Genomic DNA, 24,404 nt, shown 5'->3' with positions numbered 1-24,404 from the left:
TAAAAAATCCCCCCGGGGTAAATCGCAAATCGCCGTGCCGCTTGGTAGGGCGACTCTGGTACACTTTGACCAACGATTTTTTTAATGTTTACGCAGGATACCGTTGTCATGAGTCAAACTACCAACCAGTCTTGGGGCGGCCGCTTCAGCGAGCCCACCGATGCCTTTGTCGAACGCTTTACGGCTTCTGTTGATTTTGATCAACGCCTGGCGGCGCAAGATATTCAAGGCTCGGTGGCTCACGCGACCATGCTGGCGCGGGTGGGCGTGTTGACCGATGACGAGCGCGACGCCATCGTGACCGGTCTCAACGAGATCCGCGATGAAATTGAACGCGGGGAATTTCAGTGGTCGGTGCCGCTGGAAGATGTGCACATGAACATTGAAGCGCGGCTGACCGATAAAATCGGCATTACCGGCAAAAAGCTTCACACGGGCCGCTCGCGCAACGATCAAGTGGCGACCGACATTCGCCTGTTTATGCGCGATGCCATCGATGACATCGAAGGCGAGCTGATTCGCCTGCGCGAGGGCATGGTCGAACTTGCCGACCGTGAAGCCGACACCATTATGCCGGGCTTTACCCACTTGCAGACGGCGCAGCCGGTGACCTTTGGCCACCACTTGTTGGCGTGGCAGGAAATGCTCGCCCGCGACCACGAGCGCCTGCTCGATTGCCGCAAGCGCGTTAACGTCATGCCGCTGGGCGCCGCCGCGCTGGCGGGCACGACTTACCCGATTGATCGCCACGTGACCGCTGAGCTTTTAGGCTTCGAGCGCCCGGCCGAGAACTCGCTGGACGCCGTGTCTGATCGCGATTTCGCCATCGAATTCGTCAGCTTCGCCAGCCTACTGCTCATGCACATGTCGCGCATGAGCGAAGAGCTGGTGCTGTGGACTAGCGCGCAGTTTGATTTCATCGACCTGCCGGATCGCTTTTGCACCGGTTCCTCGATCATGCCGCAGAAGAAAAACCCCGATGTGCCGGAGCTGGTGCGAGGTAAAACCGGCCGCGTTTACGGCCATCTGATGGGGCTTTTGACGCTGATGAAATCGCAGCCGTTGGCCTACAACAAAGACAACCAAGAAGACAAAGAGCCGCTGTTTGACGCCGTGGACACCGTGGGCGATTGCCTAAAAGCCTTTGCCGATATGGTGCCGGCCATCGAGCCGAAAAAAGTCAATATGTTTGAAGCCGCGCGCAAAGGCTTCTCCACCGCGACCGACCTTGCCGACTACTTAGTGCGCAAAGGCGTGGCCTTTCGCGACGCTCATGAGATTGTCGGTGAGTCGGTGGCTTATGGCTTAAAAGAAGAGAAAGACCTCTCCCAGATGTCGCTCGACGAGCTGCGCCAGTTTTCTCAGGCGATCGAAAGTGACGTCTTCGAAGTGTTAACGCTTGAGGGCTCTGTGGCGGCACGTAATCACATCGGCGGCACCGCGCCGGACCAAGTCCGCGCGGCTGCGCAACGGGCCCGCGAAGCGCTCGCCGTGCTTAAGGATCAAGCATGAGCGTTAAGGGCTTGTTATTTGGCGTCACCGTGATACTGCTGCTGGCAGGCTGCGGCCAAAAAGGGCCGCTCTACTTGCCAGATGACGCCGCCAATGCAAATGCCGCCGAGCAGGAGGGGTAAATGGATCACTTTAACTACCGCGACGGCGTGCTCTACGCCGAAGATGTGCCGCTATCGCGGATCGCCGCCGAGCACGGCACGCCCTGCTACGTTTACTCCAAGGCGACGCTTGCGCGCCATTTTCGCGCCTACACTGAGGCGTTGGGTAGCCAGTCGCATTTGATCTGCTACGCCGTGAAGGCGAATTCCAACCTTGCCGTGTTGGGGCTTTTGGCCAAGCTCGGCGCGGGCTTTGATATTGTCTCGGTGGGCGAGCTTGAGCGTGTGCTCAAGGCGGGCGGCGATCCAGCGAAGGTCGTGTTCTCCGGGGTGGCCAAGCAGGCAAGCGAGATGGCCCGGGCGCTAGAGGTCGGCATCAAATGCTTTAACGTCGAATCGCGCCCCGAACTTGAGCGCTTAAACGCCGTGGCCGGTGAGTTAGGCAAAACCGCGCCGGTGTCGCTTCGCGTCAACCCGGATGTGGACGCGGGCACCCACCCGTATATTTCCACCGGGCTTAAGGACAACAAGTTCGGCATCCCGGTGGATGAAGCGCTGGCGGTGTATGAACTCGCGGCCAGCCTTGCGCATGTCAAGGTGGTGGGGCTCGATTGCCATATTGGCTCGCAGCTGACCGAAACGGCGCCGTTTCTGGATGCCCTGGAGCGCCTGTTGGTGCTAATGGAGCGCTTACACGAGCGCGGTATCGAGATCGAGCATTTAGATCTCGGGGGCGGCCTTGGCGTGCCCTATCGCGATGAAAAGCCGCCTCAGCCGTATGATTACGCCAGCCAATTGCTGTCGCGCTTGTCCCGCTGGCAAGGCGGTAAAAAGCTCACCTTGCTGTTTGAACCGGGCCGTTCCATTGCCGCCAATGCAGGCGTCATGCTCACCCGCGTGGAGTTCTTAAAGCCGGGTGAAACCAAAAACTTTGCCATCGTCGATGCGGGCATGAACGACTTGATTCGCCCCTCGCTTTACCAGGCGTGGCAGGCGATTGTCCCCGTCGATACCCGCAACGCACGCGAGAAAGCCGTCTACGATGTGGTCGGTCCGGTGTGCGAAACCGGCGACTTTTTAGGCAAAGAGCGCGAATTGGCGATCGCCGAAAATGATTTACTTGCCGTGCGCTCCGCCGGTGCTTACGGCTTTGTCATGGCGTCGAACTACAACAGCCGCCCGCGCCCGGCGGAGCTGATGGTCGATGGCGACGCCTGTTACGTTGTGCGCCGCCGCGAGAGCCTTGAGAGCCTGTGGGCCGGCGAAGCACTGCTGCCCGCTAGTGCCTTGGGCCAGGCAGAGGAGCGATAATGCTGCTGCACTTCACCAAAATGCATGGCCTGGGTAACGACTTTGTGATGGTGGATCTCGTCACCCAGCGTGCACGCCTGACCGATACCCATGTCCGCGCGCTTTCCGACCGTCGCTTTGGTATCGGTTTCGATCAGTTGCTGGTGGTGGAGCCACCTCGCGACCCGGATATGGATTTTCGCTACCGCATCTTCAACGCCGACGGCAGCGAGGTAGAGAACTGCGGCAACGGCGCGCGCTGCTTTGCCCGGTTTGTGCGCGACCAGCGGTTGACGCATAAAAACGAAATTCATGTCGAAACCGGCGGTGGTCCGCTGGTGCTGACGATTCAGCACGATGGTCAGGTACGCGTCGACATGGGCCGCCCGCGGTTCACGCCGTCGGCACTGCCGTTTGACGCCCCCGGCGATCAACCGTTACACGAGCTGGACGTTGACGGTGAAGTGGTGGAAATTAGCGTGGTGTCGATGGGCAATCCTCACGCCGTGCTGGAGGTTGATAGCGTCGAAGTCGCCCCGGTTGAGCGCTTAGGGCCTTTGATTGAGGCGCATCCGCGCTTTCCCCACAAGGTCAACGTGGGCTTTATGCAGGTGGTTTCCCCCAGCGAAATCCGCCTGCGCGTGTTTGAGCGCGGCAGTGGCGAAACGCTGGCGTGTGGCACCGGCGCCTGTGCCGCGGTGGCGAGCGGTATTCGCCAGGGGCTTTTGAAGAGCCCGGTGAAAGTTCACCTGCCAGGCGGTGAGCTCTCCATCGAATGGCCCGACCCGGAAGCGTCGCTGATTATGGTTGGCCCCGCGACGCGTGTGTTTGATGGCCGCGTCACATTGAATTAGTCGTACTGAATTAGTCGTACTGAATTAGTCGTACTGAATTAGTCGTACTGAATTAGACGTACTGAATTAGACGTACTGAATTAGACGTACTGAATTAGACGTACTGAATTGACCGTACTGATGGAAACCCTCTAGGGAGAACGGCGATGTCTCAAGCCCCTGAACCGCGCAAGACGCTCGACCCCGATCAAGTAGCGTTCTGGTTGGCCCGCCATCCCGATTTTTTCGTCGGCCGTGAGGGGTTACTCCAGCAGCTTCAGGTGCCGCACCCGAACATCGACGGCGCCGTCTCGTTGCTGGAGCGGTTAGTGATTGACCTACGCACCCGTGCAGAAACGGCGGAAGAGCGCCTAGAGCAACTGCTCGACGCCGCGCGACATAACGAGGCGCAGTATCGCCGTCTGCGTGAAACGCTCTTGGCGCTGGTTGAAGCCGAAGATCGCGATGCCTTGGCGCAGGCGCTGGCCACGCAGATGAGCGAGCGTTTCGACACGCCGGCCTTGGCGCTTTGGTGCCCACCCGAACTAAGCGACACTGAGCCTGCCCTGCCGCAGCCGCCGCGTCATGTGCTCAACCAGCACGCAAGCGCTAGGCTGGCGGCGCTTTTGGATGGCCGCACCAGCCGTTGCGCCAAGCTGGGTTTGAGTGACTGGAAGTGCCTGCTGCCCCATGTAACACCACCTAAGAAAGCCGGTTCCTGCGCGGTGACGCGCCTCTCGGCGGGCGAGCCGCTCGGCTATTTGCTGTTGGCCAGCCCCGACCCAGAGCAATATCGCGCGAGTATGGATACGCTATTTACCGAGTATCTGGGGGATATCACGGCCCGTTTGTTGATTCGCCTATCACCCCATGGGTAACGCATCGGCGGCGGATTTGGCGACTCAGATCGAGGCGTTCCTTGCGGCGCTGAGCCAGCACGCAAGCCCTGCCACCGTGGCGGCGTATCGTCGCGATTTGGCGGCGCTTTGCACGTTTGCCGAGGCACGTGGTCTCGTCGCCACCAGCGAATTGAATACCACCTTTCTGCGCGGGTTTCTCGCCAGCGAGCGAAGCCGCGGGTTGGCACCGCGCAGCCTAGCGCGGCGGCGGGCGGCGCTATCGCGCTTTGCCGATGATTGCGTTTCGCGTGGCGTACTGGCGGATAACCCGGTTACGCTGTTGCGCACGCCAAAACAGCCCAACCACCTGCCGCGCCCGTTGGATGTGGATACGCTGGCCCATTTCCTTGATAAGCTCCACGATGGCACACCGCTGGCGCTACGGGATCAGGCGATGCTGGAGCTTTTATACTCCAGCGGGTTGCGCTTAGCGGAACTTGCCGCGCTGGATGTGACCGACCTAGCGCCGCAGCGCGTGCGAGTCATCGGCAAGGGCGCTAAACCGCGCCAAGTGCCGGTAGGGCGGCGCGCCCGTGAGGCACTGAATGCTTGGCTGGCGGCGCGGGCGCAACTCGCCCCAACGAACGAAACGGCGCTCTTTGTGGGGCAGCGCGGCAGCCGTTTGGGGCATCGCGCGATACAAAAACGCTTGGCTACGCTTGCCATTGCGCGCGGATTGCCGGAGCATCTGCATCCGCATCGGTTGCGCCACTCGTTTGCCAGCCATCTGTTGGAATCCAGCCAGGATTTGCGCGCGGTGCAAGAGCTTTTGGGTCACGCTAACCTTTCGACGACCCAGGTGTATACGCGGCTGGATTGGCAGCACTTAGCCAAGAGCTACGATGCGGCGCATCCGCGCGCGCGGCGCCGGGCGTCGACAACGCCTTCTGATTTACCACCCGAGTCATAGCCATGCGCCAAATTGCCACGCTGCAAGCGATTACCTTTGATCTCGACGATACCCTGTGGGACAACCAGGGCGTGATGGCCCGTACTGAAGAAGGCCATTACCGTTGGCTACTCACCGCGTTTAATGTCTGGCTGGCTGAGCGCGGTGAGCCGCCTCTGGCGCTTAGCTATGAAGAGGGTTTGCAGGATTACGCGACGCGCCGCCAGCGCCTGGCCAGTGAGGTGCCCAAGCGGCGCGGCGATTTTACCTGGCTGCGCCTACGCGCCTTGGAGGATCAGCTACAAGCCCATGGGGTAGCGAAAAGTACCGCGCTGATGTGGTCAGCCGCGGCAATGAACGAGTTTCACCGCCTGCGCGTTCAGGTGACGCCGCATCCGGAAGTCGATGCGCTTTTGCATGAGTTGCGCAAGCACTACCGTTTGGCGGCGATTACCAATGGCAATATCCACTTAGCGCGTCAGCCGCTAGCGCACCACTTCCCCGTGGCCATTGCGGCGGGCGAGTTGCTAGCCCCCAAGCCCGATCCCACGCCCTTTCTTACCGCGCTGGCAAAGCTTGACGCGGTGCCCGAACGGGCGATGCACGTGGGTGATTCCTGGGAAGAGGACGTTTTGCCCGCGCAGCGGCTAGGCATGCACGCGGTATGGATTAACGAAACGGGCGATCAGGCGTTGCCCGAGCGGGTAACGCGGATCGCTCACGTCAAAGAGCTGCCCGAGGTGCTGGCCTGGCATGGTGGGCGACGCCTTTAAAGAAGACGTCGGAGAGGAATCCGTCGGAGAGATAATGGCGGGAAAGGCGTGTCGTCGGCGCGTGATTAGGCTTCGGTGGGGTGCATTAGCCACTGATCTAAGCGCTTTGAGAGTGGCTCAAGGCCGTCTTTTTTCAGCGCCGAAAAAAGCTGAACGGAGACTAAATCTTCCCAGTCGCTTAGTTGCGAGCGCACTTTTTGCAACGAGTTATTAGCAGGGCCTTTTTTCAGTTTGTCCGCCTTTGTCAGCAGAATCTGTACCGGCAGGTCGCGCTCATCGGCAAAGCCCAGCATCATCTGGTCAAACTCGGTGAGCGGGTGGCGCACATCCATTAGTAGTACGAGACCGCGAAGGCTTTGGCGGCCGCGCAAGTAGTCAGAAAGATGCTCTTGCCACTCGCGCTTTACCGACTCGGGTACTTTGGCATAGCCGTAGCCAGGCAGATCCACGAGGCGTTGTGAGGTAGCATTCATTACGCTGAAAAAATTGATTAGCTGTGTGCGTCCTGGCGTGCGCGAGGTGCGTGCCAACGCGTTTTGCCGTGTTAGCGCATTGATAGCGCTGGACTTTCCCGCGTTTGAGCGCCCGGCAAAGGCAACTTCAGCACCGTTGTCATTAGGACATTGGGCGAGTGAAGGGGCACTAAGCATAAAATGTGCGGTCGAGTAGTTAAGTGCCGGGGCGGTGGCAGGTGTTGCGGTCATCGGTGTACATCCTGGCAAAATAGAGCAGAAGTAGGCGCGAAAGCGCGCTGGAATTACCCATAAAGCAGGCGTGGTATTGCATTCCCGCCGGTGAGGTGATTCGTTATAATACAAGTGGTTTATATCTGTGACCTGGGGCGCTAGTGTACCATCGCGCTCTATCCGTCAGCGACAATTCGCGCTTTGTGTGGGTTGTTTGCGGCGCTCAGAGCTGTCCCTGGTAGTTTGCTGAACCTGGGCAGCGCCCAGGGTGCACACCAGTCACCAACTAACGGCATAGTGGAATAGCAATGAGAAAGTTACTGGCAAGCCTGGCAATTACCATGGGTGCCGTTGGCACCGTTCACGCCCAAGAAGACCTGCAAGCCAATGCAGACCCGAATGCTGGCCAAGAGCTGGCTGCCTCGTGTGCGGCCTGCCACGGGCAAAATGGCATTAGCGCGATTGGCGCGTTTCCCAATCAAGCCGGTCAGCAGATGTCTTACCTCGCCAAGCAGATCATGGATATCCGCGATGGCGACCGCGAAGTCGCGCAAATGGCGGGGCAGGTTGACGGTTTCTCCGACCAAGACGCCTGGGACGTCGCGGCATACTTTGCCGAAATGGACCCTAACATCGGCCAAGCGAAAGACGACGAAGCGCTGCTCACCCGCGGGGAAACCCTCTATCGCGCTGGTGACATGAACAAAGGCATCCCGGCGTGTGCTGCTTGCCACACGCCGACCGGTCAGGGTATTGGCACGGCGGTATATCCGGCACTTTCTGGCCAGCATCCGGAGTACACGATTTCGACACTGCAAGATTTTGCCGCCGGTGTGCGTCACAACGACCCCAACGCCATCATGCGTGATATTGCTTCCAAAATGAGCGATGACGACATGGAAGCGGTGGCCAACTACGTACTGGGTCTGCATTAAGCAGCCTTGCGCTTTTGTGTCGTATCCATGAACCATGAGGCCGCGAGAGCGGTCTTATGGTTTGCTATTTATTCGTTGCCCATTGCTTATGGGCCTGCTTGACGTGGAGAGCGCTCACTATGTGGAAAGCATTAACGATGGCGGTTGCAGGGCTTACGCTCTCTGCCGTGGCCAGCGCCCAAGAACTGGTAGAAGGCCAGCACTATGAGCGCTTGGCAACACCGGTAGAGACGCAGGTGGATGACGATCAAATCGAAATCACCGAAGCGTTTTGGTTCGGTTGCCCTCACTGCTATCGCCTGCAGCCTGAGGTGACCGAGTGGTACGAAACCCTGGAAGATGATGTGCAGGTTGTGCATCTGCCCGCCACCATGGGCGGCGATTGGAATACGCACGCCACGGCGTTCTACGCGGCAAAATCGCTGGGTATTCAAGAAGAGCTTCATGCTGATTTCTTCCACGCGATTCACGAGAAAGATCGCTCACTCACCGATACCGATGCCTTGGCAGAATTCTTTGCCAACTACGGCGTAAGTGAAGAGGAAGCCCGTGAAGCATTGACCTCCTTTAGTGTGCGCAGCGACGTTAGCCGTGCCAATAGCCGCATGCGCGATATGCAGCTGATGGGCGTGCCGGTACTGATGGTCGATGGTCGCTATCTCGTCACCCCGAGCAGTGCCGGTAGCTTGGCTAATATGCCGCAAATTGCCGACGCGCTGGTTGAGCGAGTCCGCGAGGAGCGCGCAGAGTAATCGCGCTGATTGCACGCTGCTAGGAAGTAAGCCCATGAGTCACCTGGATGCCCGGTCACCGCTGTTGGCGGATGGTCACCTGCGTTTGCTTACCTTCAATCTACAGGTGGGCATCCAGACTTCCGCCTACCATCATTACGTTACCCGCAGTTGGCAGCACCTTCTCCCGCATCCTGAGCGTAACCAACGCCTGGATATCATGGGCAAGGTGATGGGGCGTTTCGATGTCGTCGGCCTGCAAGAGGTCGATGGCGGCAGTTTTCGCTCAAGCCGCGTTAATCAGGTCGAATACCTTGCCACTCGCGCTGGGCTTTCTCATCATTTTCAGCAGCTTAATCGCAACTTAGGCCGTATTGCTCAGCACAGTAACGGCTTGCTTTCGCGATTGGCGCCCACACAGGTTGAAGAACACCGTTTGCCCGGCACCTTGCCGGGGCGTGGGGCAATTCATGCGCGCTTTGGCAATGGCCCGGATGCCCTACACGTTTTCGTGGCCCATTTGGCGTTGAGTCACCGCGGCCGCGCGCGCCAGTTAGACTATTTAAGCGAGATTATTCGTCCGCTTCGCCATGTCGTCGTGATGGGCGACCTGAACTGCACGCCGGAGCAGATTCACGCTCACAAGCGGTTCAGTGACTCGCTGCCGCTACATCCGGTCAAGCCGCTTCTCAGCTACCCCTCCTGGCAGCCACGCCGCGCGCTGGATCACATCCTGCTCTCGCAAAGCTTGGAGGCTTCCGAGGTGCGCGTGTTGGATCATCTATTCTCAGATCACCTGCCTATCGCCGTGGATCTTCCGCTGCCAGCCGCTTGCCTGACTGCGTTACGCGACGCCCAACGATAAAGCGTTCAATTCGCGTGAGTGGTCAGCGCTGCATTGTGAGGGAAGATGCGCTATTGTCTTGGGCGCTTACGTTCTTTTTTCAGTCGTTCGATACGAGACACTCCCCATGTCGCAACAATCACAACTACCGCCTTTAATCGGAGCGCTGGATCGCTTCTCCGATTGGTTAGGGCGCACGCTATCTTGGCTGATCATCATCATGATGCTGATTCAGTTTTTGATCGTGCTTCTGCGCTACGTTTTTTCTATCAACAGCATCTTCATGCAAGAACTGGTGATGTACATGCACGCGGCGGTCTTCATGCTCGCCGCGGGGTATACGTTTCGCCACGATGGCCACGTACGGGTCGATATTTTTTATCGCAAAACGTCGCCCCGGCGCCAAGCGCTGATCAACTTGGTCGGCATTTTAGTGCTTTTAATGCCGGTGATGGTGTTCATCATTGCGACGAGCACGGGTTATGTCAGCAAATCGTGGCGGATTTTTGAAACCTCGCCCGATTACGGCGGTATCCCTGCCGTGTTCGTGCTCAAAACCATGATCCCTTTGTTTGCCGTTCTCATGCTCCTTCAAGGTGCCGTCGAGGTGGTGCGCAATATGTATATTCTGACCGGGCGAATCACGCCGCCATCAGAGGATGAAAGCCACCTGGAGGAGCGCGTCTGATGCTGGAGTTCATGCCTCTCGTTCTGTTTGCCGTTATCTGCATTGTGCTGATGTTTGGCTTCCCGGTGGCGCTCTCGCTGTCGGGTACCGCGCTACTCTTTGCAGGCTTCGGCCTCGGCCTAGAAGCGCTCGGTGTCGATGCCAATTTTGATAGCGGTTATTTAGCCGCACTGCCTAACCGCCTGTACGGCATCATGACCAATACCACGCTGTTAGCGGTGCCACTTTTTGTGCTCATGGGCGTGCTGTTGGAAAAATCCAAAGTGGCGGAATCGCTGCTCGATGCCATGGCGCTGCTGTTTGGTTCGCTTCGCGGCGGCCTGGGGCTCTCGGTCACGCTAGTAGGCATGCTGATGGCCGCCTCGACCGGGATTGTTGGCGCCACGGTGGTCACCATGGGGCTGATGTCGCTGCCCACCATGCTGAAACGCGGTTATTCCACGTCGCTTGCGACCGGCACGATATGCGCGACCGGCACGCTCGGGCAGATTATTCCGCCGTCCATTGCGTTGGTACTACTGGGGGATGTGCTGTCATCGGCGTATCAGCAAGCGCAGCTGGACATGGGGATTTTTAGCCCTAAAACGGTGTCGGTTGGTGATCTCTTTATGGGGGCGCTGGTACCGGGGCTGCTGTTGGTCGCGATGTACATGGTTTACGTCGTTGTGATTGCGTGGCTGCGCCCAAAAGCCGCGCCAGCGGCTGACCGCCAAGAGCTAATGGAAGAGCTCGGTCACACGAAGGGCCTAGGTATGCTGCTGCTTAAGGGCTTGGTGCCGCCGGTGGTGCTGATCGTGGCCGTGTTAGGCTCGATTCTCACGGGCTTTGCCACACCTACGGAAGCCTCCGCAGTGGGGGCATTTGGCGCGCTGGTGCTGGCGCTGGCCTACCGCCAGCTGAGTTGGTCCACGCTCAAAGAGGTGCTGCGTTCGACCACCAACGTGACCACTATGGTGTTTTTGATCTTGATCGGGGCGGCGTTGTTCTCGTTGGTCTTCCGTGCGTATGGCGGCGAGCACATGGTTACCGATCTGTTCAAAGGCATGCCGGGTGGCGTCGTCGGGGCGACATTGATCGTGATGCTGGTAATTTTCCTGCTCGGCTTCATCCTCGACTTTATCGAAATCACCTTTGTCGTTGTGCCGATTGTCGGGCCGATTTTGCTGGCAATGGGGCTCGATCCGATCTGGCTGGGCATCATGATCGCCATTAACTTGCAGACATCCTTTTTGACCCCGCCGTTTGGCTTTGCGTTATTTTATTTACGCGGTGTGGCGCCCGAATCAGTGCCCACCTCGGCAATTTATCGCGGTGTCATTCCGTTTATCTTGATTCAGCTGGGTATGTTATTGATGCTGGCCTTTTTTCCTGAGCTGGCGACGTGGCTACCTGCCCAGTTTGGCTAGCCCATTAGTTGAAAGTAGGGGCTGCTATCAACGCTTGCGCGTGGCAATGTGAAACGTGATAGGAAGAATGTCACGCTAACGCGCGAGCGCCTTCCCAAGTAAAAACAGCAACAATAAGGGGTTATATGAAAATTAAAACGTTATCTGCTTCCATCGCCATGGCCACCGCCATGTCGGCAGGCCTGTTCGCCGTTTCAAGCCTGGATAACCAGGCGCAAGCCCAAGACGAGACTTATCGCTGGAAGATGGTCACCTCTTGGCCGAAAAACTTCCCCGGCGTGGGCCAGGGGCCTGAGCGTCTTGCCGAGCTGGTCGACGAGATGTCCGATGGCCGTTTAACCATTGAAGTCTTTGGGGCTGGCCAATTAGTGCCGGGTTTCGAGGTGTTTGATGCGGTTTCCGAGGGAACCGCTGAAATGGGCCACTCCGCCTCTTACTACTGGAAAGGCAAGGCGCCCGCAGCACAGTTCTTCGCCGCCGTGCCGTTTGGCATGAACGCGCAAGAAATGAACGCGTGGCTGCACTTCGGTGGCGGTATGGAGCTGTGGAACGAGCTCTACGACGACTTCGGCGTGGATGTATTAGTGGCAGGTGCTTCAGGCGTGCAAATGGGCGGCTGGTACAATAAAGAGATCAACTCGGTTGACGATCTTAACGGCCTCAAAATGCGCATGCCGGGCCTAGGCGGTGAAGTCATGAGCCGCATGGGCGTTGCGATTGTTAATATGCCGGGTGGGGAAATCTTCACTTCGCTGCAGTCCGGCGCGATTGACGCCACCGAGTGGATCGGCCCGTATAATGATTTGGCCTTTGGCCTGCACCAGGCAGCGGATTACTACTACTATCCCGGCTGGCACGAGCCGACCGTGATGTTCGAAGCCATCGTCAACGAAGACGCGATGGCAGAATTGCCCGCGGATCTTCAAGCGATCCTGAAAACGGCGGTGCGCGACGTCAACGCTAACGTGCTAGACGAGTATACGGCGCGTAACAACGACGCTTTGGAAACGCTTGTTAATGAACACGATGTCGAGCTGCGTCGTATCCCTGATGACGTGTTAGCGCAGGCGCGCGAGCACTCGGACGATGTGGTCGCTGAGCTAGCGGAATCGAGCGAAATTGCGACTCGCATCTACGACTCTTACCGTGAGTTCCAGGAAAAAGTGGAAAACTACCACGCGATCTCCGAGCAAGCGTTCTACAACGCCCGCAACCCTGATGGGGATACCACCAAGTAATACCTCCTTTCCCCCAAGCAATATCGCCTTGAGCGAGATGAAATGGCCGCCTTTGGGCGGCCATTTACGTGTTAAGAGCAGCAAAAAAAGTGCGTCTTGGGTATCCTTGAGAGCTTCAACACTATGGGAAAGAGACTTTATGTCTACCGATACCCGCGTGCGTAACGTGCTCACGATTGCAGGCTCTGACCCATCTGGTGGGGCGGGCATTCAGGCGGATCTCAAAACGTTTTCCGCGTTGGGGGTGTATGGCACTAGCGTTATTACCGCGTTGACGGCGCAAAACACGTGCGGTGTACGCGGCGTGCATCCGGTACCCGCCGAGTTTATCGCGCAACAGTTAGAAACGCTGCTCGCGGATGTGGCCCTTGATGCGGTGAAAATTGGCATGGTAGCGAGCCGCGAGGTGGCAGACGTCATTGCCGCTGCGCTGACGGCGCGCCGGCCACGCTGGATTGTGCTCGACCCGGTTATGGTGGCCAAAAGCGGTGATATTTTGGTCGATGACGCCGGGATTCACGCGGTGCGCGATATCCTGGTGCCGCTGGCGGATGTGATTACCCCCAACCTGCCGGAAGCCGCCGTGCTATTAGATGCCATGCCACCCGCGACGCTGGATGACATGGAAGCGATGCTGCCGGCGCTGACGCAGCTTGGCGCGCCCCATGTGGTGCTCAAAGGGGGGCACTTGCAAGGAGAAACCTGTCCGGATCTGCTGGCAACGCCGCAAGGTCACGAGTGGTTGCCGGCCTCGCGCATCAACACCGAGAACCTCCACGGTACCGGCTGCTCGCTCTCGTCCGCGATTGCGGCTTGCTTGGCCAAACTGCCAAGTGATGCCACGCCGGAGGCGAGTGTGGCGGCAATACGTCAAGCCAAACAGTGGCTACATGCCGCCTTGGAAGCCAGTGGGCAGCTAAACGTAGGCCAGGGGCGTGGGCCGGTGCATCACTTTCACGCTTGGTGGTGAGGCTTTTCGGCGTTGCCACGGGCAGGGCTATCGCCGTGGATGGCTAACAGGAAATAAACCGCTCATCCTGAGCTTGTCGAAGAATACAATTAGCAGGAGGCCCTTCGACAGGCTCGGGGCGATCCGGCGTTAACGGCAATAGCCCTGTCGTTACGGGGCGCTTGCGCGCGGGCTATAAGCGCACCATGCTAAACGGTGGAGCACATCGCGCACTACCTTTGGACGCTGAGGAGGCCTCGCCATGACGCGCACACTGCTATTTGCCACCGACCTTTCTGCGGATAACCGCGCGGCGTTTGCCCGGGCGATGCGCTTAGCCTATGCCCAAGGCGCGCGGCTCGATATTCTTCACGTCATCGACCCGTATTTACCCCGCCGGATATTGCACGATTTAGAAGCCGCAGTGGTGGAAGATATCACTGCCACGTTGACCGATCTGCGCGAAGATTATGCCTTAGAAGCCCCACAAACGCTGATTCAGACGGTTACCGGGGCGCCTTATACCGAGATCGTACGCGAAGCCCACGAGCGTAGCGCAGAGCTGATTGTGTTGGGGATGCACCGAAAGCGCGGGCAGAAAGACCTGCTCGCAGGGACGACCGTAATGCGCGTATTGCGCAGCGCGCCATGTCCGGTCGTGGTGGCGTCTTACCTCCCTACCCAACCGTGGGAGCATATTGTGCTCCCCATCGATTTCTCGCTGACCACGCGGCATACGCTAAAAGAGGCGCTGAGGCGTTTCCCAGAGGCCAAGCTCACGTTGCTGCACGCCTGGATGCTACCGGGTGAGCGAGAGTTGGGCTCACAGCGTGGTTATGCTCAGTGGCGCGAACGTGAAGTGGCCGGACTGCGCGCTCAGCTTGAAGACGAAATTGAGACGTTAATGCGTGAGATTGATGGCGTGCCCGCGGTGGAGCTGCTGTTAGAGCCGGGCTCACCTTGCGACGTGGTGAAAGACTATATGAAGCGGCATACGCCAGATTTGATCATGATCGGTGGTCGCAGTCAGTCTCATTATGCAAGTCAACTCACCGAGATGCTGTTAAGTGAACCCCATTGCGACATCATGCTCTGCCGTACGTGGTAAATGCGTCACACGCGGTAAATAAGCGTCGTAAGCTTAGTTTTAGACGGAACCTCTACGCGTCGTGGTGGTAAGTGTAGATGTGGGTACCATCTGATGAGGAGGTTGTATGTCGATCTATCCTTTACGCGTTTTCTATCCCTTACGCGCCTTGCCGCTGGTAATGTCAATGCTGGTAACACCGTTTGCCTACACTGAGGCCTCTACTGAGAAGAGTATCAGCGAAAAAGGGGAAACTTTCCCACGTAACCTGGAAGCATACGATCAGCGCTTTGAGTTGCTCGGCAGCGGCGTGTTTACCTACATGATCTGGACCGCCTACGCCGGGGCGTACTATCAAGCAGAGGGTGAAATCGAGCCGCAGCCGCTCGGCGATGTGCCCCGCCTTTTGGAGTTGGCGTACTTTCATAATATTGAAGCCGGTGACTTTGCTGAGGCCACCACCAAGACGCTGGAAAAATCGCTCACTCTTTACGAGTTTAATCAGGTTGAGCAAGAGATAGAGACGATCAACCAACGTTATCAAGACGTGGCGCCGGGCGACCGCTACCGGCTTAGCTGGGACGGTGATACGCTGCGCTTAGCGCTCAACGGCGAGGTGATATATGAAGGCGGTGATAGCGAAACCGCTAGTGCCATGTTTGGTATCTGGCTAGGGAAAAAACCGCTGAGTGAAGATTTTCGCGATGCATTATTAGGCAAAGAGTAAGTCGGCCATGAGTTAAGTCGACAAAGAATAAGCGGGACAAGAATAAGCGGGCAAGGAGTGAGAATGAAGGCACTGATTCAACGGGTCAGCCGTGCGAGTGTGGAGGTGGAGACGAAAACGGTCGGCGCGATTGATCATGGCTTGCTCGCGCTAGTGGGCGTCGAAAAAGACGATAGCGAAGTGAGCGCTGACAAACTGCTGCACAAACTGGTGCATTACCGCGTTTTCAGCGACGCAGACGGCAAGATGAACCTCAATGTGCAGCAGGCCAGGGGCGGTGTATTGCTGGTCTCGCAGTTCACCCTAGCGGCGGATACGAGTAAAGGGCTGCGGCCAAGTTTTTCCAGCGCCGCGCCACCCGAGGAGGGCGAGCGCTTATTCAACTACCTTGTAGCGCAGGCTCGCCAACACGATATCCCCGTCGCCACCGGCGAATTTGGCGCCAATATGCAGGTATCTCTCATCAACGACGGCCCGGTCACGTTTTTGTTGGAAACCTGAGCACCCCTTAACCGTTTTCGCTGGCCAGTAGCTCGGCTTCCATCGTTTCCAATTCTTCTTCGGCGGCGAGCCACTGCGCTTCGGCGTCGTCGAGGCGGGCTTTGATCTCGGCTTGGCGCGCGAGGGTCTTGGTTAGCTCGGTTTTACGCGCCTCGTCGGTGTAAAGCTCTGGGTCGGCGAGCACTTCCTCTACGTTGGTCAGGGCCGCTTGCTCACGCTCCATGGCGTTTTCGGCTTGATTGCGCTGTTTTTTCAGCGGGCGCAGCTTTTCGCGCATCTCGGCGGCGGCTTTGCGGGTGGCCTTGCGTGCTTCGCGGCTGTCGTCATTTTGCTGCGCGCCCTGACGCTCGCTCTTTTCACTGCGGGTGTCACGCCGCTCGGCTTCCAAGCGCTCTTTCAGCCAAGCGCGGTAGTCGTCTAGGTCACCGTCGAAGGGGGTGACCCGGTGGTCCGCCACGCGCCAAAATTCATCCACCGTGGCGCGCAAAAGGTGACGATCGTGCGAGACCAAAATCACCGTGCCCTCAAAGCTGGCGAGCGCCTCGGTCAGCGCTTCGCGCATCTCCAGGTCCAAATGGTTGGTGGGCTCATCGAGCAGCAAGAGATTCGGCTTTTGCCAAGCGACAAGAGACAGCGCCAGCCGCGCCTTTTCCCCGCCTGAAAACGTCGCCACGTCACTGAATGCATCGTCGCCTTTAAAACCAAAACCGCCCAGAAAGTTACGAATCTCTTGGTCGCTGACGGTGGGAGAGAGCCGCTGCACGTGGACAAAGGGCGTGGTGGTGACATCCAACCCTTCAAGCTGATGTTGGGCAAAGTAGCCAATCGCTAAGTGCTCGCCGGGCACGCGCTTGCCGGAAAGCAGCGGCAGCTCACCGATAAGCGATTTGATCAGCGTGGATTTACCCGCGCCGTTGGGGCCAAGCAGGCCGATGCGCTGCCCGGGGAGTAGCGTGACGTTAACGTGGTCGAGCTGCACGGTATCGCCCGCGTCGCTGCGGTAGCCTAGCTGCGCTTGATCCAATACCAAGAGTGGGTGCGAGGTTTTATCCGCGGCAGGGAGGCTAAAGTGGAACGGTGAATCGACGTGGGCAACGGCGATATCTTCCATGCGTTCCAACATTTTGACGCGGCTTTGTGCCTGCTTGGCTTTATTTGCCTGAGCGCGAAAGCGTGCGATAAAGCGCTCAATCTCCTCGCGTCTCGCCTGCTGTTTGGCGGCCTCAGCCTGTTGCAGGGCGAGCTTTTCGGCGCGCGTTCGCTCAAAAAGCGAGTAGTTGCCACGGTAGAGTTCGACCGACTTGTGGTGCATGTGCACGATGTGATCGCACACGGCATCGAGAAAGTCGCGGTCGTGGGAGATCAATAACAAGGTGCCGGGGTAGCGCGTGAGCCACTGCTCCAACCACAGCAGCGCGTCGAGATCCAGGTGGTTGGTGGGCTCATCGAGTAGCAAAAGATCAGATGGCATGAATAGCGTGCGGGCAAGATTGACGCGCATCCGCCAGCCGCCAGAAAAAGCCGAAAGCGGCCGGGTGAGGTCTGCTTGCACAAAGCCTAGGCCGACGAGCAGCTGCGCGGCGCGGGCCTGCGCGCTATAGCCGTCGAGTGTTTCGATCAGGCCATGCAGCTCTGCTTCCCGGTGGGCGTTGTCTGCGGCTTGAGCGGCGGCAAGGTCAGCCTCGGCTTGGCGTAGGGCGTGGTCGCCGTCGAGCACGTAATCGATAATCGCCCGGTCCAACGCGTCCATTTCTTGCGCCATGTGCGCAATACGTTGGCCGCCGCTGATCTCAATTTCGCCCTGATCAACGCTGAGTTCGCCTAGCAGTAGCTTGAATAGGCTCGACTTGCCTGCGCCGTTAGCACCAATGATGCCAGCTTTGACGCCGTTGTGTAGTGTCAGGTCGGCGTTTTCCAGCAGGGTTTGTGTGCCGCGTTGCAGGGCGACTTGGCGCAGTGCGATCATGCGTTCTCCCGAAAGTCAGGTGGGCAATATTATGTGTAATTCTACCCGATTGGTGGCCCTCAAGCAGAATCCGTTGTGGGATTTCGCGCTCGATTTTTACACTCGGCCCGAGGTCGAAGCCGCGTGCCTGTGCCTGCAGGAGCAAGCACAGGTCGATGTGTGCGAACTGCTGTTTCACGCTTGGCTTTATCGCCATGGGCTTGAAGCCAAGCCCGACGCGTTGGCGAATGAGCGTCAGGCGCGACTACGCTGGCAGCAAGAGGTCACCGGTGTATTGCGCGAGCTACGAGGTGCCTTGAAAGGGCAAGCGCAGACAAATAATGGCGTTGCTCAGCTGCGCGCTACGATAAAAGAAGCAGAATTGCTTGCTGAGCGTGAAAACCTTCAACGCTGGCAACAATGGGCGCTTTTACCGGAAATCAGCTCGCCTGAGCGCTTAAAAAATATCGCTCAGTGGCCATGTAATGCGACACGATGGCTGCAGTTGCAGTTTTTTTCGCCGCATTTTCACTTACTTAGTGAGGGTGCCGGTGAAGAGCCCCTAACAGTGAAAAGTGCCTGGGGAGTCATGGGTAACCAGCTTGACCGCTTCACGCGAGCGCGCTAGCCTGAATTTTAACTGCTTCTTAAGTGACCACTACGTCGCGTCTGATGACACCTAGCGGCACAACATTACGTCGCAAACGTTGTTTGGTGTCAGCGGAGGCTAGGTCAAAGCAGGTTCTGCGCTTTTTCAGCGCTTACCAATGCAAGAGGAATAACGCATGAAAGCAAGCAAGACGGTTACTACCAAACTGCTCACCACGGCAAGCGTAAGCGCGCTGCTGCTGGGTCTTTCCACAGCCGCTTCTGCGGATAACTGGCGTTACGCCCACGAAGAGTATGAAGGCGACGTACAAGACGTCTTCGCTTATGCATTCAAAGAGTACGTTGAAGATAATTCTGATCATACGGTCCAGGTCTACCGCTTTGGTGAGCTGGGCGAGTCTGACGACATCATGGAGCAGACGCAAAGTGGCATCCTGCAGTTTGTTAACCAGTCGCCCGGCTTTACCGGCGCGCTGATTCCCGAAGCGCAGATTTTCTTCATTCCTTATCTGTTGCCGACCGACGAAGAAACCGTACTAACGTTCTTCGATGAGAGTAAAGCCATCAATGAGATGTTCCCGGAACTCTACGCCGAGCAGGGCCTTGAACTTCTCCAGATGTACCCGGAAGGGGAAATGGTGGTGACCACCGACGAGCCGATCAGCTCGCCGGAAGATCTTAGCAACAAGAAGATCCGCGTGATGACCAACCCGCTGCTGTCTGAAACTTATGACGCCTTCGGCGCGACGCCAACGCCGCTGCCGTGGGGCGAGGTTTACGGTGGTCTGCAAACCGGCATTCTGGATGGCCAAGAAAACCCGATCTTCTGGATCGAATCCGGTGGTTTGTATGAAGTATCACCGCACCTGACCTTTACCGGTCATGGCTGGTTCACGACCGCGATGATGGCCAACCAGAACTTCTTCGAAGGTTTGTCTGATGAAGATCAAGCACTAGTACGTGAAGCGTCTAATGTTGCTTATGATCACACCATTGAGCACATTCAAGGCCTGGCGGATGAATCACTCGCGAAGATCCAGGAAGCCTCTGATGAAGTGACGGTCAACCGTCTAACCGAAGAAGAGATCCAAGCGTTCCGTGAGCGTGCACCGCAGGTTGAAGAAGCTTATGTCGAAATGGCTGGCGAGCGCGGTGAAGAGCTCTTGAACCAGTTCAAAGAAGATCTTGAAGAAGTTCAAAGCGATAGCGAGTAATCGTTAACGGAGTAGGCTCCGTGTTCGCGGTGCACTGTTTTGCGATTTGTTTATCACAACCTGTTTGTCACGACAGGTGAATTGATACAGTGCTCGCGATAACCGCTAAGGGGCAGCATGGCTGCCCCTTTTTTAGTCCTGAGCAAGTTGGATTTTAAGCGGATAGCAAAAATTTGGCCTTTCGGCCTAGGAAAACCAGGGCGTTATTAAAGGAGTTTGGCGATGTCTGAAGACGAATCCGAAAAGAATTACCGCTCCGGTTTGCCGGGGTTTCTCGGAATTATTGATACGTTCATCAGTAAGCTTGAGGCGGTGATTTTAGCGCTTGGTGTATTGCTGATGGCGCTGAACACGGTCACCAACGTGATTGCGCGCTTTGTCTTTGGCAACAGCATTATGTTCTCGGGTGAGTTGAACCGTATTTTGATCATCATGATCACGTTTGCTGGGGTTGGCTATGCGGCGCGTCATGGGCGTCATATTCGCATGTCTGCGATTTACGATGCGCTGCCAGCCGGTGGGCGCAAAGTATTGATGATATTTATTTCGCTGTTTACCGCCGCGGTGATGTTTTTTCTCTGTTATTACTCGATTATTTATATCCTCGATATGCAGAGCCGTGGCCGTGTGCTGCCTGCCTTGCAGTTGCCGATCTGGATCATCTACGTTTGGGCACCGCTGGGGTTATTCATCACTGGCATTCAGTACTTGCTCACCGCAGTTAAAAATGTCACGTCGCGGGATGTCTACCTTTCGACCACGACGCTGGATGGTTATAAAGACACGGAAACCGAAGTCTGAGTAGCAGAGCTTTGTAATAAATAGCGCTTTGCATCAGGGTGTGACACCTCAGGGGAACGGCTATGACGACCATAATGGTAGGAACCATGATCGGCCTGCTGCTGCTAGGCTTTCCGATGATGATACCGCTGATCACCGCAGCAGTGATCGGCTTTTATATAATGTTTAACGGCTTTGGCCAGATGGATACGCTGATTCAGCAGATGATGGCAGGGATTCGCCCCGCCTCGCTGATTGCCGTGCCGATGTTTATTTTGGCTGCCGATATCATGACCCGCGGCCAATCGGCTAACCGCTTGATTGCGATGGTGATGTCGTTTATTGGCCACGTAAAAGGCGGTCTGGCGGTGAGTACCGCTGCGTCGTGTACGTTATTTGGCGCCGTGTCGGGTTCGACACAGGCAACAGTGGTGGCCGTAGGCTCGCCGCTGCGCCCGAAGATGTTAAAAGCGGGCTACTCTGACCCTTTCACGCTGGCACTCATTATTAACGCTAGCGATATCGCCTTTTTGATTCCGCCGAGTATCGGCATGATCATCTACGGTGTTATTTCGGGGACCTCTATTGGTGAGCTGTTTATTGCCGGTATTGGGCCAGGGCTTATGATTCTTCTGATGTTCTCGGCGTACTGTGTGGTCTATGCCATCGTTAAGGATGTGCCCACCGAGCCGAAATCAACCTGGAAAGAGCGCGCTAAAGCGGTACAGCAGGCACTGTGGCCGCTGGGCTTCCCGGTCATTATTGTGGGCGGGATTTATGGCGGTATCTTCAGCCCCACCGAAGCGGCGGCAGCCTGCGTGTTGTATGCCGTGCTGCTTGAATTTGTGGTGTTTCGCTCGCTGCAAATGAACGATATTTATGCCATCGCCAAATCGACCGGCTTGATCACGGCGGTCGTCTTTATTTTGGTGGCGGCCGGTAACGGTTTTTCGTGGATTATTTCGTTTGCGCAAATTCCCCAGGCGATTCTGGAAGCGGTCGGGGTGAATGATGCCGGGCCTACCGGCGTGCTGATTGCGATCTGTATCTCTTTCTTTGTGGCATGTATGTTCGTCGACCCCATCGTCGTCATTTTGGTGCTGACGCCTATTTTTGCCCCGGCGATTGCCGCCACCGGTCTCGACCCTGTTTTGGTGGGTATCTTGATCACGCTACAAGTGGCGATTGGCTCGGCGACACCGCCATTCGGGTGTGACATATTCACGGCGATTGCGATCTTCAAACGCCCGTACTTCGAAGTGATTAAGGGAACACCTCCGTTTATCTTCATACTGATTTTTGCGGCCGCTTTGCTGATCATGTTCCCGCAGATTGCACTGTTTTTGCGTGACGTTGCTTTCCGCTAAGCCGCTGAATCGCTAAAGGAGATAGGCCAATGTTTAACCGCATTTTAGTCCCAGTAGATGGCTCTAAGGGGGCTTTGAAAGCACTGGAAAAAGCGGTGGGGTTACATATGCTCACCGGCGCGGAAATCTACTTTTTGTGTGTGTTTAAACATCACAGTTTGCTTGAGGCGTCGCTCTCCATGGTGCGGCCGCAAAAGCTTGAGTTGCCTGATGATGCGCTGAAAGAGTACGCCACCGAGATTGCCGTTCACGCCAAATCGCATGCGATTGAATTAGGCGCTGACAGTGCTCGTGTGCGTGCCTTTGTTAAAGGCGGTCGCCCTTCGCGGACGATCGTGCGTTTTGCCCGTAAGCGCGAGTGCGACCTGATCGTGATTGGCGCACAAGGCACCAATGGCGAGAAAAACTTGCTGCTCGGGAGCGTATGCCAGCGCGTGGCAGGTGCGGCTCACTGTCCCACCATGGTGGTGTAAAACGGGGTGTAAAACGGACTGGCGCTGGTTTCACCGACAACATTAAGTGATGACGTTGACACCCGCCGTCTTAGGTAGATGCAGCCTAAGGCGGCGGGTGTTACGCTTTGCGCGTGATTATTTTTTGATATAAGGGTTCTAATTGATGAAAACACTCCTTTCTTCCACCGCGCTGATTGGCACACTTCTGATCGCTCCTTATGCCGCAGCGGCGCCGGAAACCGACGACGAGCGCCTCGCGTATAGTCTCGGCGTGACCCTCGGCGAGAGCATGCAGGCCGATGTGGAGGATCTCGATATCGACGCCTTTACCGACGGTATGCGCGATGTGTTTGCCGGTAATGAGTTGGCATTGGGCGAAGAGGAAATTGCCCAAGCGCTGACCGCCTTCCAAGAGCGCGCCATGCAGGAGCGTGAAGCGGAAACGGCCGCGATTGCTGAGGCAAATAAAGCGGAAGGCGACACATTTTTAGCCGAGAATGCCCAGCGCGATGACGTCACCGTGACCGAATCAGGCTTGCAGTACGAAGTGCTCGAATCCGGCGACGGGGCGTCTCCCGGTGCGCAGGATAGCGTCGAGGTGCACTACGAAGGTACTCTCCTCGATGGCAGCATATTCGATAGCTCGCTAGAGCGTGGTCAGCCAGTGACATTCCGCGTCAACCAGGTGATTGAAGGCTGGCAAGAAGCGCTGCAGTTGATGAGCGTCGGTGACGTGTGGAAGCTCTATATTCCGTCAGAATTGGCTTACGGTGCGTCTGGTCAAGGCCCGATTGGCCCGAATGAAGTCCTGATCTTTAACGTTGAATTACTGGACATCGAATAATCATGTTGACGACTGCCACCCCCTCCATCGCTAAAGCCTCTCGGCGATTGCTTTGCGCAGGACTTGTTGTTCCGCTGACGGCAATGGCCGAGACCGCGCGTGACCCTGTTACTTTGCCTGCGCTGAGTGCAAGTGAGGCGCAGAACAGCGTGGTGGGCGTCTCTTCAGGTGGCTATATGGCGCTGCAATTGGCCATCGCTTGGCCCGAGCATTTTAGCGGCGTAGGGGTGCTGGCGTCTGGGCCGTGGGGTTGCGCGCAAGGGTCGCTCAGTTTAGCGCTGAATCAATGCATGATGACCCGCCGTGGTGAGCCTTCGCTTGCCGAACTTGACGCCCGTTGGGCGCGCTACGCGGCTGATGGGCAGGTAGGTGATGAAACGGCAAGAAGCGACCTGCGCGCGTATGTGTGGCACGGTGAAGCTGACAAGGTGGTAGAACCGGTACTGGGCGATTTGCTCGCTGAGCAGCTTCGCCAGTGGCTCACCAATGATACCCAACTGAAAGTGGCGCGCAGCGAAGCGACCGGCCATGGCTGGCCGGTGCGTTTGCCAAGCGATTCGCGCACCGCGCCCGAAGCGTTAGGCGGTTGTCGCCAGGGCGGTGGTAGCCACGTGCTGGCCTGTGATGAAGATATCGCCGGCGAGATGCTTGAGTGGCTCCACCCTGAACGACGTCAATTGGCACCTGACACCGATGGAGAGCTGTTGGCATTCGCCCAAGGGGAGTTTGATGCCAAAGGATTGGCAGATACCGGTTACGTCTACGTGCCCGCCAATTGTGAGGCAGGTGAGTGTGGTGTCACCGTGGCGTTGCACGGCTGCCAGATGAGCGTGGAAGCGATCGGTGAGACGTTCGTGCGCCAGACAGGGCTTAACGCGTGGGCGGATCAGCATCAGCAAATTGTGCTTTATCCTCAGGCGGAAAGCAGTTTAGCCAACCCGCAAGGCTGTTGGGATTGGTGGGGTTTTGCTGAAAGCACTTGGCAGCTCAGTCCATTACACGATACCCGTGAAGGTGAGCAGGTGAGCGCCTTAATGGCAATGCTGGCGCGTCTACAGGCGTCATCGTTGCCTGAGCGCTAGCGCTCTGTCATTACCTTGT

Annotated in this window: 26 protein-coding genes; 24 read left to right on the top strand and 2 right to left on the bottom strand. The window is 57.2% G+C overall.

Annotated elements, in window-relative coordinates; all coding sequences use genetic code 11:
- Positions 1 to 108 precede the first annotated feature (108 nt).
- The 7 genes from argH (at position 109) to QC823_RS09915 (ending at position 6,297) form a co-directional block, all read left to right on the top strand.
- Positions 109 to 1,512, top strand: a complete 1,404-nt coding sequence (gene argH / locus QC823_RS09945; protein ID WP_309656190.1) for an argininosuccinate lyase — start codon at positions 109 to 111, stop codon at positions 1,510 to 1,512.
- Positions 1,509 to 1,634 (top strand): LPS translocon maturation chaperone LptM, encoded by a 126-nt coding sequence (gene lptM, locus QC823_RS09940; protein WP_309656189.1) that lies wholly within the window; start codon positions 1,509 to 1,511, stop codon positions 1,632 to 1,634. Before argH ends, lptM begins: the two co-directional genes overlap by 4 nt.
- Positions 1,635 to 2,924 carry a diaminopimelate decarboxylase gene (gene lysA, locus QC823_RS09935; protein ID WP_309656188.1) on the top strand — a complete coding sequence of 430 codons (1,290 nt, stop codon included), beginning with the start codon at positions 1,635 to 1,637 and terminating at the stop codon, positions 2,922 to 2,924.
- Complete coding sequence (gene dapF, locus QC823_RS09930) at positions 2,924 to 3,757, top strand: diaminopimelate epimerase (RefSeq protein ID WP_309656187.1); 834 nt, start codon at positions 2,924 to 2,926, stop codon at positions 3,755 to 3,757. The genes lysA and dapF overlap by 1 nt, the downstream gene beginning before the upstream one ends.
- A gap of 146 nt (positions 3,758 to 3,903) precedes the next feature.
- A complete protein-coding gene (locus tag QC823_RS09925; RefSeq protein ID WP_309656186.1) occupies positions 3,904 to 4,614 on the top strand; it encodes a DUF484 family protein in 711 nt (236 codons plus the stop codon).
- Positions 4,607 to 5,545: a tyrosine recombinase XerC gene (locus QC823_RS09920; RefSeq protein ID WP_309656185.1), complete on the top strand. Its 939-nt coding sequence runs from the start codon at positions 4,607 to 4,609 to the stop codon at positions 5,543 to 5,545. Before QC823_RS09925 ends, QC823_RS09920 begins: the two co-directional genes overlap by 8 nt.
- An 11-nt stretch (positions 5,546 to 5,556) precedes the next feature.
- Positions 5,557 to 6,297, top strand: a complete 741-nt coding sequence (locus QC823_RS09915; protein ID WP_309656210.1) for an HAD family hydrolase — start codon at positions 5,557 to 5,559, stop codon at positions 6,295 to 6,297.
- A gap of 65 nt (positions 6,298 to 6,362) precedes the next feature.
- On the opposite strand, the gene yihA is transcribed toward QC823_RS09915, so the two are convergent.
- Positions 6,363 to 7,001, bottom strand: a complete 639-nt coding sequence (gene yihA, locus QC823_RS09910; RefSeq protein ID WP_309656184.1) for a ribosome biogenesis GTP-binding protein YihA/YsxC — start codon at positions 6,999 to 7,001, stop codon at positions 6,363 to 6,365.
- A 290-nt stretch (positions 7,002 to 7,291) separates the two neighbouring features.
- On the opposite strand from yihA, the gene QC823_RS09905 reads away from it, so the two are divergent.
- From QC823_RS09905 to dtd, 10 genes are all read left to right on the top strand, one after another.
- Positions 7,292 to 7,918 carry a c-type cytochrome gene (locus QC823_RS09905; protein WP_309656183.1) on the top strand — a complete coding sequence of 209 codons (627 nt, stop codon included), beginning with the start codon at positions 7,292 to 7,294 and terminating at the stop codon, positions 7,916 to 7,918.
- Positions 7,919 to 8,037: 119 nt separating this feature from the next.
- Complete coding sequence (locus QC823_RS09900) at positions 8,038 to 8,670, top strand: thiol:disulfide interchange protein DsbA/DsbL (protein ID WP_309656182.1); 633 nt, start codon at positions 8,038 to 8,040, stop codon at positions 8,668 to 8,670.
- Between the two features lie 34 nt (positions 8,671 to 8,704).
- Entirely contained in the window at positions 8,705 to 9,514 is an 810-nt protein-coding gene (locus tag QC823_RS09895) for an endonuclease/exonuclease/phosphatase family protein (RefSeq protein WP_309656181.1), read from the top strand.
- Positions 9,515 to 9,620: 106 nt separating this feature from the next.
- Positions 9,621 to 10,181, top strand: coding sequence for a TRAP transporter small permease subunit (locus QC823_RS09890; protein ID WP_309656180.1), 561 nt, complete (start codon positions 9,621 to 9,623; stop codon positions 10,179 to 10,181).
- Complete coding sequence (locus tag QC823_RS09885) at positions 10,181 to 11,587, top strand: TRAP transporter large permease (protein ID WP_309656179.1); 1,407 nt, start codon at positions 10,181 to 10,183, stop codon at positions 11,585 to 11,587. The genes QC823_RS09890 and QC823_RS09885 overlap by 1 nt, the downstream gene beginning before the upstream one ends.
- Positions 11,588 to 11,712: 125 nt before the next feature.
- Positions 11,713 to 12,825 (top strand): TRAP transporter substrate-binding protein, encoded by a 1,113-nt coding sequence (locus QC823_RS09880; protein WP_309656178.1) that lies wholly within the window; start codon positions 11,713 to 11,715, stop codon positions 12,823 to 12,825.
- 139 nt (positions 12,826 to 12,964) lie between these two features.
- A complete protein-coding gene (gene thiD, locus QC823_RS09875) occupies positions 12,965 to 13,795 on the top strand; it encodes a bifunctional hydroxymethylpyrimidine kinase/phosphomethylpyrimidine kinase (RefSeq protein ID WP_309656177.1) in 831 nt (276 codons plus the stop codon).
- A gap of 241 nt (positions 13,796 to 14,036) precedes the next feature.
- Entirely contained in the window at positions 14,037 to 14,882 is an 846-nt protein-coding gene (locus tag QC823_RS09870) for a universal stress protein (RefSeq protein ID WP_309656176.1), read from the top strand.
- Positions 14,883 to 14,988: 106 nt separating this feature from the next.
- Positions 14,989 to 15,588 carry a chalcone isomerase family protein gene (locus QC823_RS09865; RefSeq protein ID WP_309656175.1) on the top strand — a complete coding sequence of 200 codons (600 nt, stop codon included), beginning with the start codon at positions 14,989 to 14,991 and terminating at the stop codon, positions 15,586 to 15,588.
- A gap of 63 nt (positions 15,589 to 15,651) precedes the next feature.
- Complete coding sequence (gene dtd, locus QC823_RS09860) at positions 15,652 to 16,089, top strand: D-aminoacyl-tRNA deacylase (protein ID WP_309656174.1); 438 nt, start codon at positions 15,652 to 15,654, stop codon at positions 16,087 to 16,089.
- Between the two features lie 7 nt (positions 16,090 to 16,096).
- Here dtd and QC823_RS09855 read toward each other — a convergent pair whose 3' ends face one another.
- Positions 16,097 to 18,055, bottom strand: coding sequence for an ABC-F family ATP-binding cassette domain-containing protein (locus tag QC823_RS09855; RefSeq protein ID WP_309656173.1), 1,959 nt, complete (start codon positions 18,053 to 18,055; stop codon positions 16,097 to 16,099).
- A gap of 31 nt (positions 18,056 to 18,086) precedes the next feature.
- On the opposite strand from QC823_RS09855, the gene QC823_RS09850 reads away from it, so the two are divergent.
- From QC823_RS09850 to QC823_RS09820, 7 genes are all read left to right on the top strand, one after another.
- Positions 18,087 to 18,662: a TIGR02444 family protein gene (locus QC823_RS09850; protein WP_309656172.1), complete on the top strand. Its 576-nt coding sequence runs from the start codon at positions 18,087 to 18,089 to the stop codon at positions 18,660 to 18,662.
- 157 nt (positions 18,663 to 18,819) lie between these two features.
- Positions 18,820 to 19,857, top strand: a complete 1,038-nt coding sequence (locus QC823_RS09845) for a TRAP transporter substrate-binding protein (protein WP_309656171.1) — start codon at positions 18,820 to 18,822, stop codon at positions 19,855 to 19,857.
- Positions 19,858 to 20,079: 222 nt separating this feature from the next.
- Positions 20,080 to 20,658 carry a TRAP transporter small permease gene (locus tag QC823_RS09840; RefSeq protein ID WP_309656170.1) on the top strand — a complete coding sequence of 193 codons (579 nt, stop codon included), beginning with the start codon at positions 20,080 to 20,082 and terminating at the stop codon, positions 20,656 to 20,658.
- A 62-nt stretch (positions 20,659 to 20,720) separates the two neighbouring features.
- The gene (locus tag QC823_RS09835) at positions 20,721 to 22,004 is read left to right on the top strand and encodes a TRAP transporter large permease (protein ID WP_309656169.1); all 1,284 of its coding nucleotides are present in this window, start codon (positions 20,721 to 20,723) and stop codon (positions 22,002 to 22,004) included.
- Positions 22,005 to 22,033: 29 nt separating this feature from the next.
- On the top strand, positions 22,034 to 22,477 hold the full coding sequence (locus tag QC823_RS09830) for a universal stress protein (RefSeq protein ID WP_309656168.1): 444 nt from the start codon (positions 22,034 to 22,036) through the stop codon (positions 22,475 to 22,477).
- 145 nt (positions 22,478 to 22,622) lie between these two features.
- Positions 22,623 to 23,303, top strand: coding sequence for a BamJ family beta-barrel-assembly machinery protein (locus QC823_RS09825; RefSeq protein ID WP_309656167.1), 681 nt, complete (start codon positions 22,623 to 22,625; stop codon positions 23,301 to 23,303).
- Between the two features lie 2 nt (positions 23,304 to 23,305).
- Positions 23,306 to 24,385 carry an alpha/beta hydrolase-fold protein gene (locus QC823_RS09820; protein ID WP_309656166.1) on the top strand — a complete coding sequence of 360 codons (1,080 nt, stop codon included), beginning with the start codon at positions 23,306 to 23,308 and terminating at the stop codon, positions 24,383 to 24,385.
- Positions 24,386 to 24,404: the final 19 nt, after the last annotated feature.

The sequence above is a fragment of the Vreelandella vilamensis genome (assembly GCF_031451755.1).
Taxonomy (GTDB): Bacteria; Pseudomonadota; Gammaproteobacteria; order Pseudomonadales; family Halomonadaceae; genus Vreelandella; species Vreelandella vilamensis.
The sequence above is the reverse complement of the archived record's forward strand: the minus strand, read 5'-3'. Positions and strand labels throughout refer to the sequence as shown.

What these genes read in the sequence shown, in the direction of transcription:
- QC823_RS09880 (WP_309656178.1), top strand. Translation starts at nt 11,713, where the DNA reads ATGAAAATTAAAACGTTATCTGCTTCCATCGCCATGGCCACCGCCATG.
- QC823_RS09835 (WP_309656169.1), top strand. Translation starts at nt 20,721, where the DNA reads ATGACGACCATAATGGTAGGAACCATGATCGGCCTGCTGCTGCTAGGC.
- QC823_RS09850 (WP_309656172.1), top strand. Translation starts at nt 18,087, where the DNA reads ATGTGTAATTCTACCCGATTGGTGGCCCTCAAGCAGAATCCGTTGTGG.
- lptM (WP_309656189.1), top strand. Translation starts at nt 1,509, where the DNA reads ATGAGCGTTAAGGGCTTGTTATTTGGCGTCACCGTGATACTGCTGCTG.
- QC823_RS09855 (WP_309656173.1), bottom strand. Translation starts at nt 18,055, where the DNA reads ATGATCGCACTGCGCCAAGTCGCCCTGCAACGCGGCACACAAACCCTG.
- QC823_RS09845 (WP_309656171.1), top strand. Translation starts at nt 18,820, where the DNA reads ATGAAAGCAAGCAAGACGGTTACTACCAAACTGCTCACCACGGCAAGC.
- lysA (WP_309656188.1), top strand. Translation starts at nt 1,635, where the DNA reads ATGGATCACTTTAACTACCGCGACGGCGTGCTCTACGCCGAAGATGTG.
- QC823_RS09905 (WP_309656183.1), top strand. Translation starts at nt 7,292, where the DNA reads ATGAGAAAGTTACTGGCAAGCCTGGCAATTACCATGGGTGCCGTTGGC.
- QC823_RS09870 (WP_309656176.1), top strand. Translation starts at nt 14,037, where the DNA reads ATGACGCGCACACTGCTATTTGCCACCGACCTTTCTGCGGATAACCGC.
- QC823_RS09925 (WP_309656186.1), top strand. Translation starts at nt 3,904, where the DNA reads ATGTCTCAAGCCCCTGAACCGCGCAAGACGCTCGACCCCGATCAAGTA.
- dtd (WP_309656174.1), top strand. Translation starts at nt 15,652, where the DNA reads ATGAAGGCACTGATTCAACGGGTCAGCCGTGCGAGTGTGGAGGTGGAG.
- thiD (WP_309656177.1), top strand. Translation starts at nt 12,965, where the DNA reads ATGTCTACCGATACCCGCGTGCGTAACGTGCTCACGATTGCAGGCTCT.
- QC823_RS09920 (WP_309656185.1), top strand. Translation starts at nt 4,607, where the DNA reads ATGGGTAACGCATCGGCGGCGGATTTGGCGACTCAGATCGAGGCGTTC.
- QC823_RS09840 (WP_309656170.1), top strand. Translation starts at nt 20,080, where the DNA reads ATGTCTGAAGACGAATCCGAAAAGAATTACCGCTCCGGTTTGCCGGGG.
- QC823_RS09830 (WP_309656168.1), top strand. Translation starts at nt 22,034, where the DNA reads ATGTTTAACCGCATTTTAGTCCCAGTAGATGGCTCTAAGGGGGCTTTG.
- QC823_RS09900 (WP_309656182.1), top strand. Translation starts at nt 8,038, where the DNA reads ATGTGGAAAGCATTAACGATGGCGGTTGCAGGGCTTACGCTCTCTGCC.
- QC823_RS09895 (WP_309656181.1), top strand. Translation starts at nt 8,705, where the DNA reads ATGAGTCACCTGGATGCCCGGTCACCGCTGTTGGCGGATGGTCACCTG.
- QC823_RS09825 (WP_309656167.1), top strand. Translation starts at nt 22,623, where the DNA reads ATGAAAACACTCCTTTCTTCCACCGCGCTGATTGGCACACTTCTGATC.
- argH (WP_309656190.1), top strand. Translation starts at nt 109, where the DNA reads ATGAGTCAAACTACCAACCAGTCTTGGGGCGGCCGCTTCAGCGAGCCC.
- dapF (WP_309656187.1), top strand. Translation starts at nt 2,924, where the DNA reads ATGCTGCTGCACTTCACCAAAATGCATGGCCTGGGTAACGACTTTGTG.
- QC823_RS09890 (WP_309656180.1), top strand. Translation starts at nt 9,621, where the DNA reads ATGTCGCAACAATCACAACTACCGCCTTTAATCGGAGCGCTGGATCGC.
- yihA (WP_309656184.1), bottom strand. Translation starts at nt 7,001, where the DNA reads ATGACCGCAACACCTGCCACCGCCCCGGCACTTAACTACTCGACCGCA.
- QC823_RS09820 (WP_309656166.1), top strand. Translation starts at nt 23,306, where the DNA reads ATGTTGACGACTGCCACCCCCTCCATCGCTAAAGCCTCTCGGCGATTG.
- QC823_RS09865 (WP_309656175.1), top strand. Translation starts at nt 14,989, where the DNA reads ATGTCGATCTATCCTTTACGCGTTTTCTATCCCTTACGCGCCTTGCCG.
- QC823_RS09885 (WP_309656179.1), top strand. Translation starts at nt 10,181, where the DNA reads ATGCTGGAGTTCATGCCTCTCGTTCTGTTTGCCGTTATCTGCATTGTG.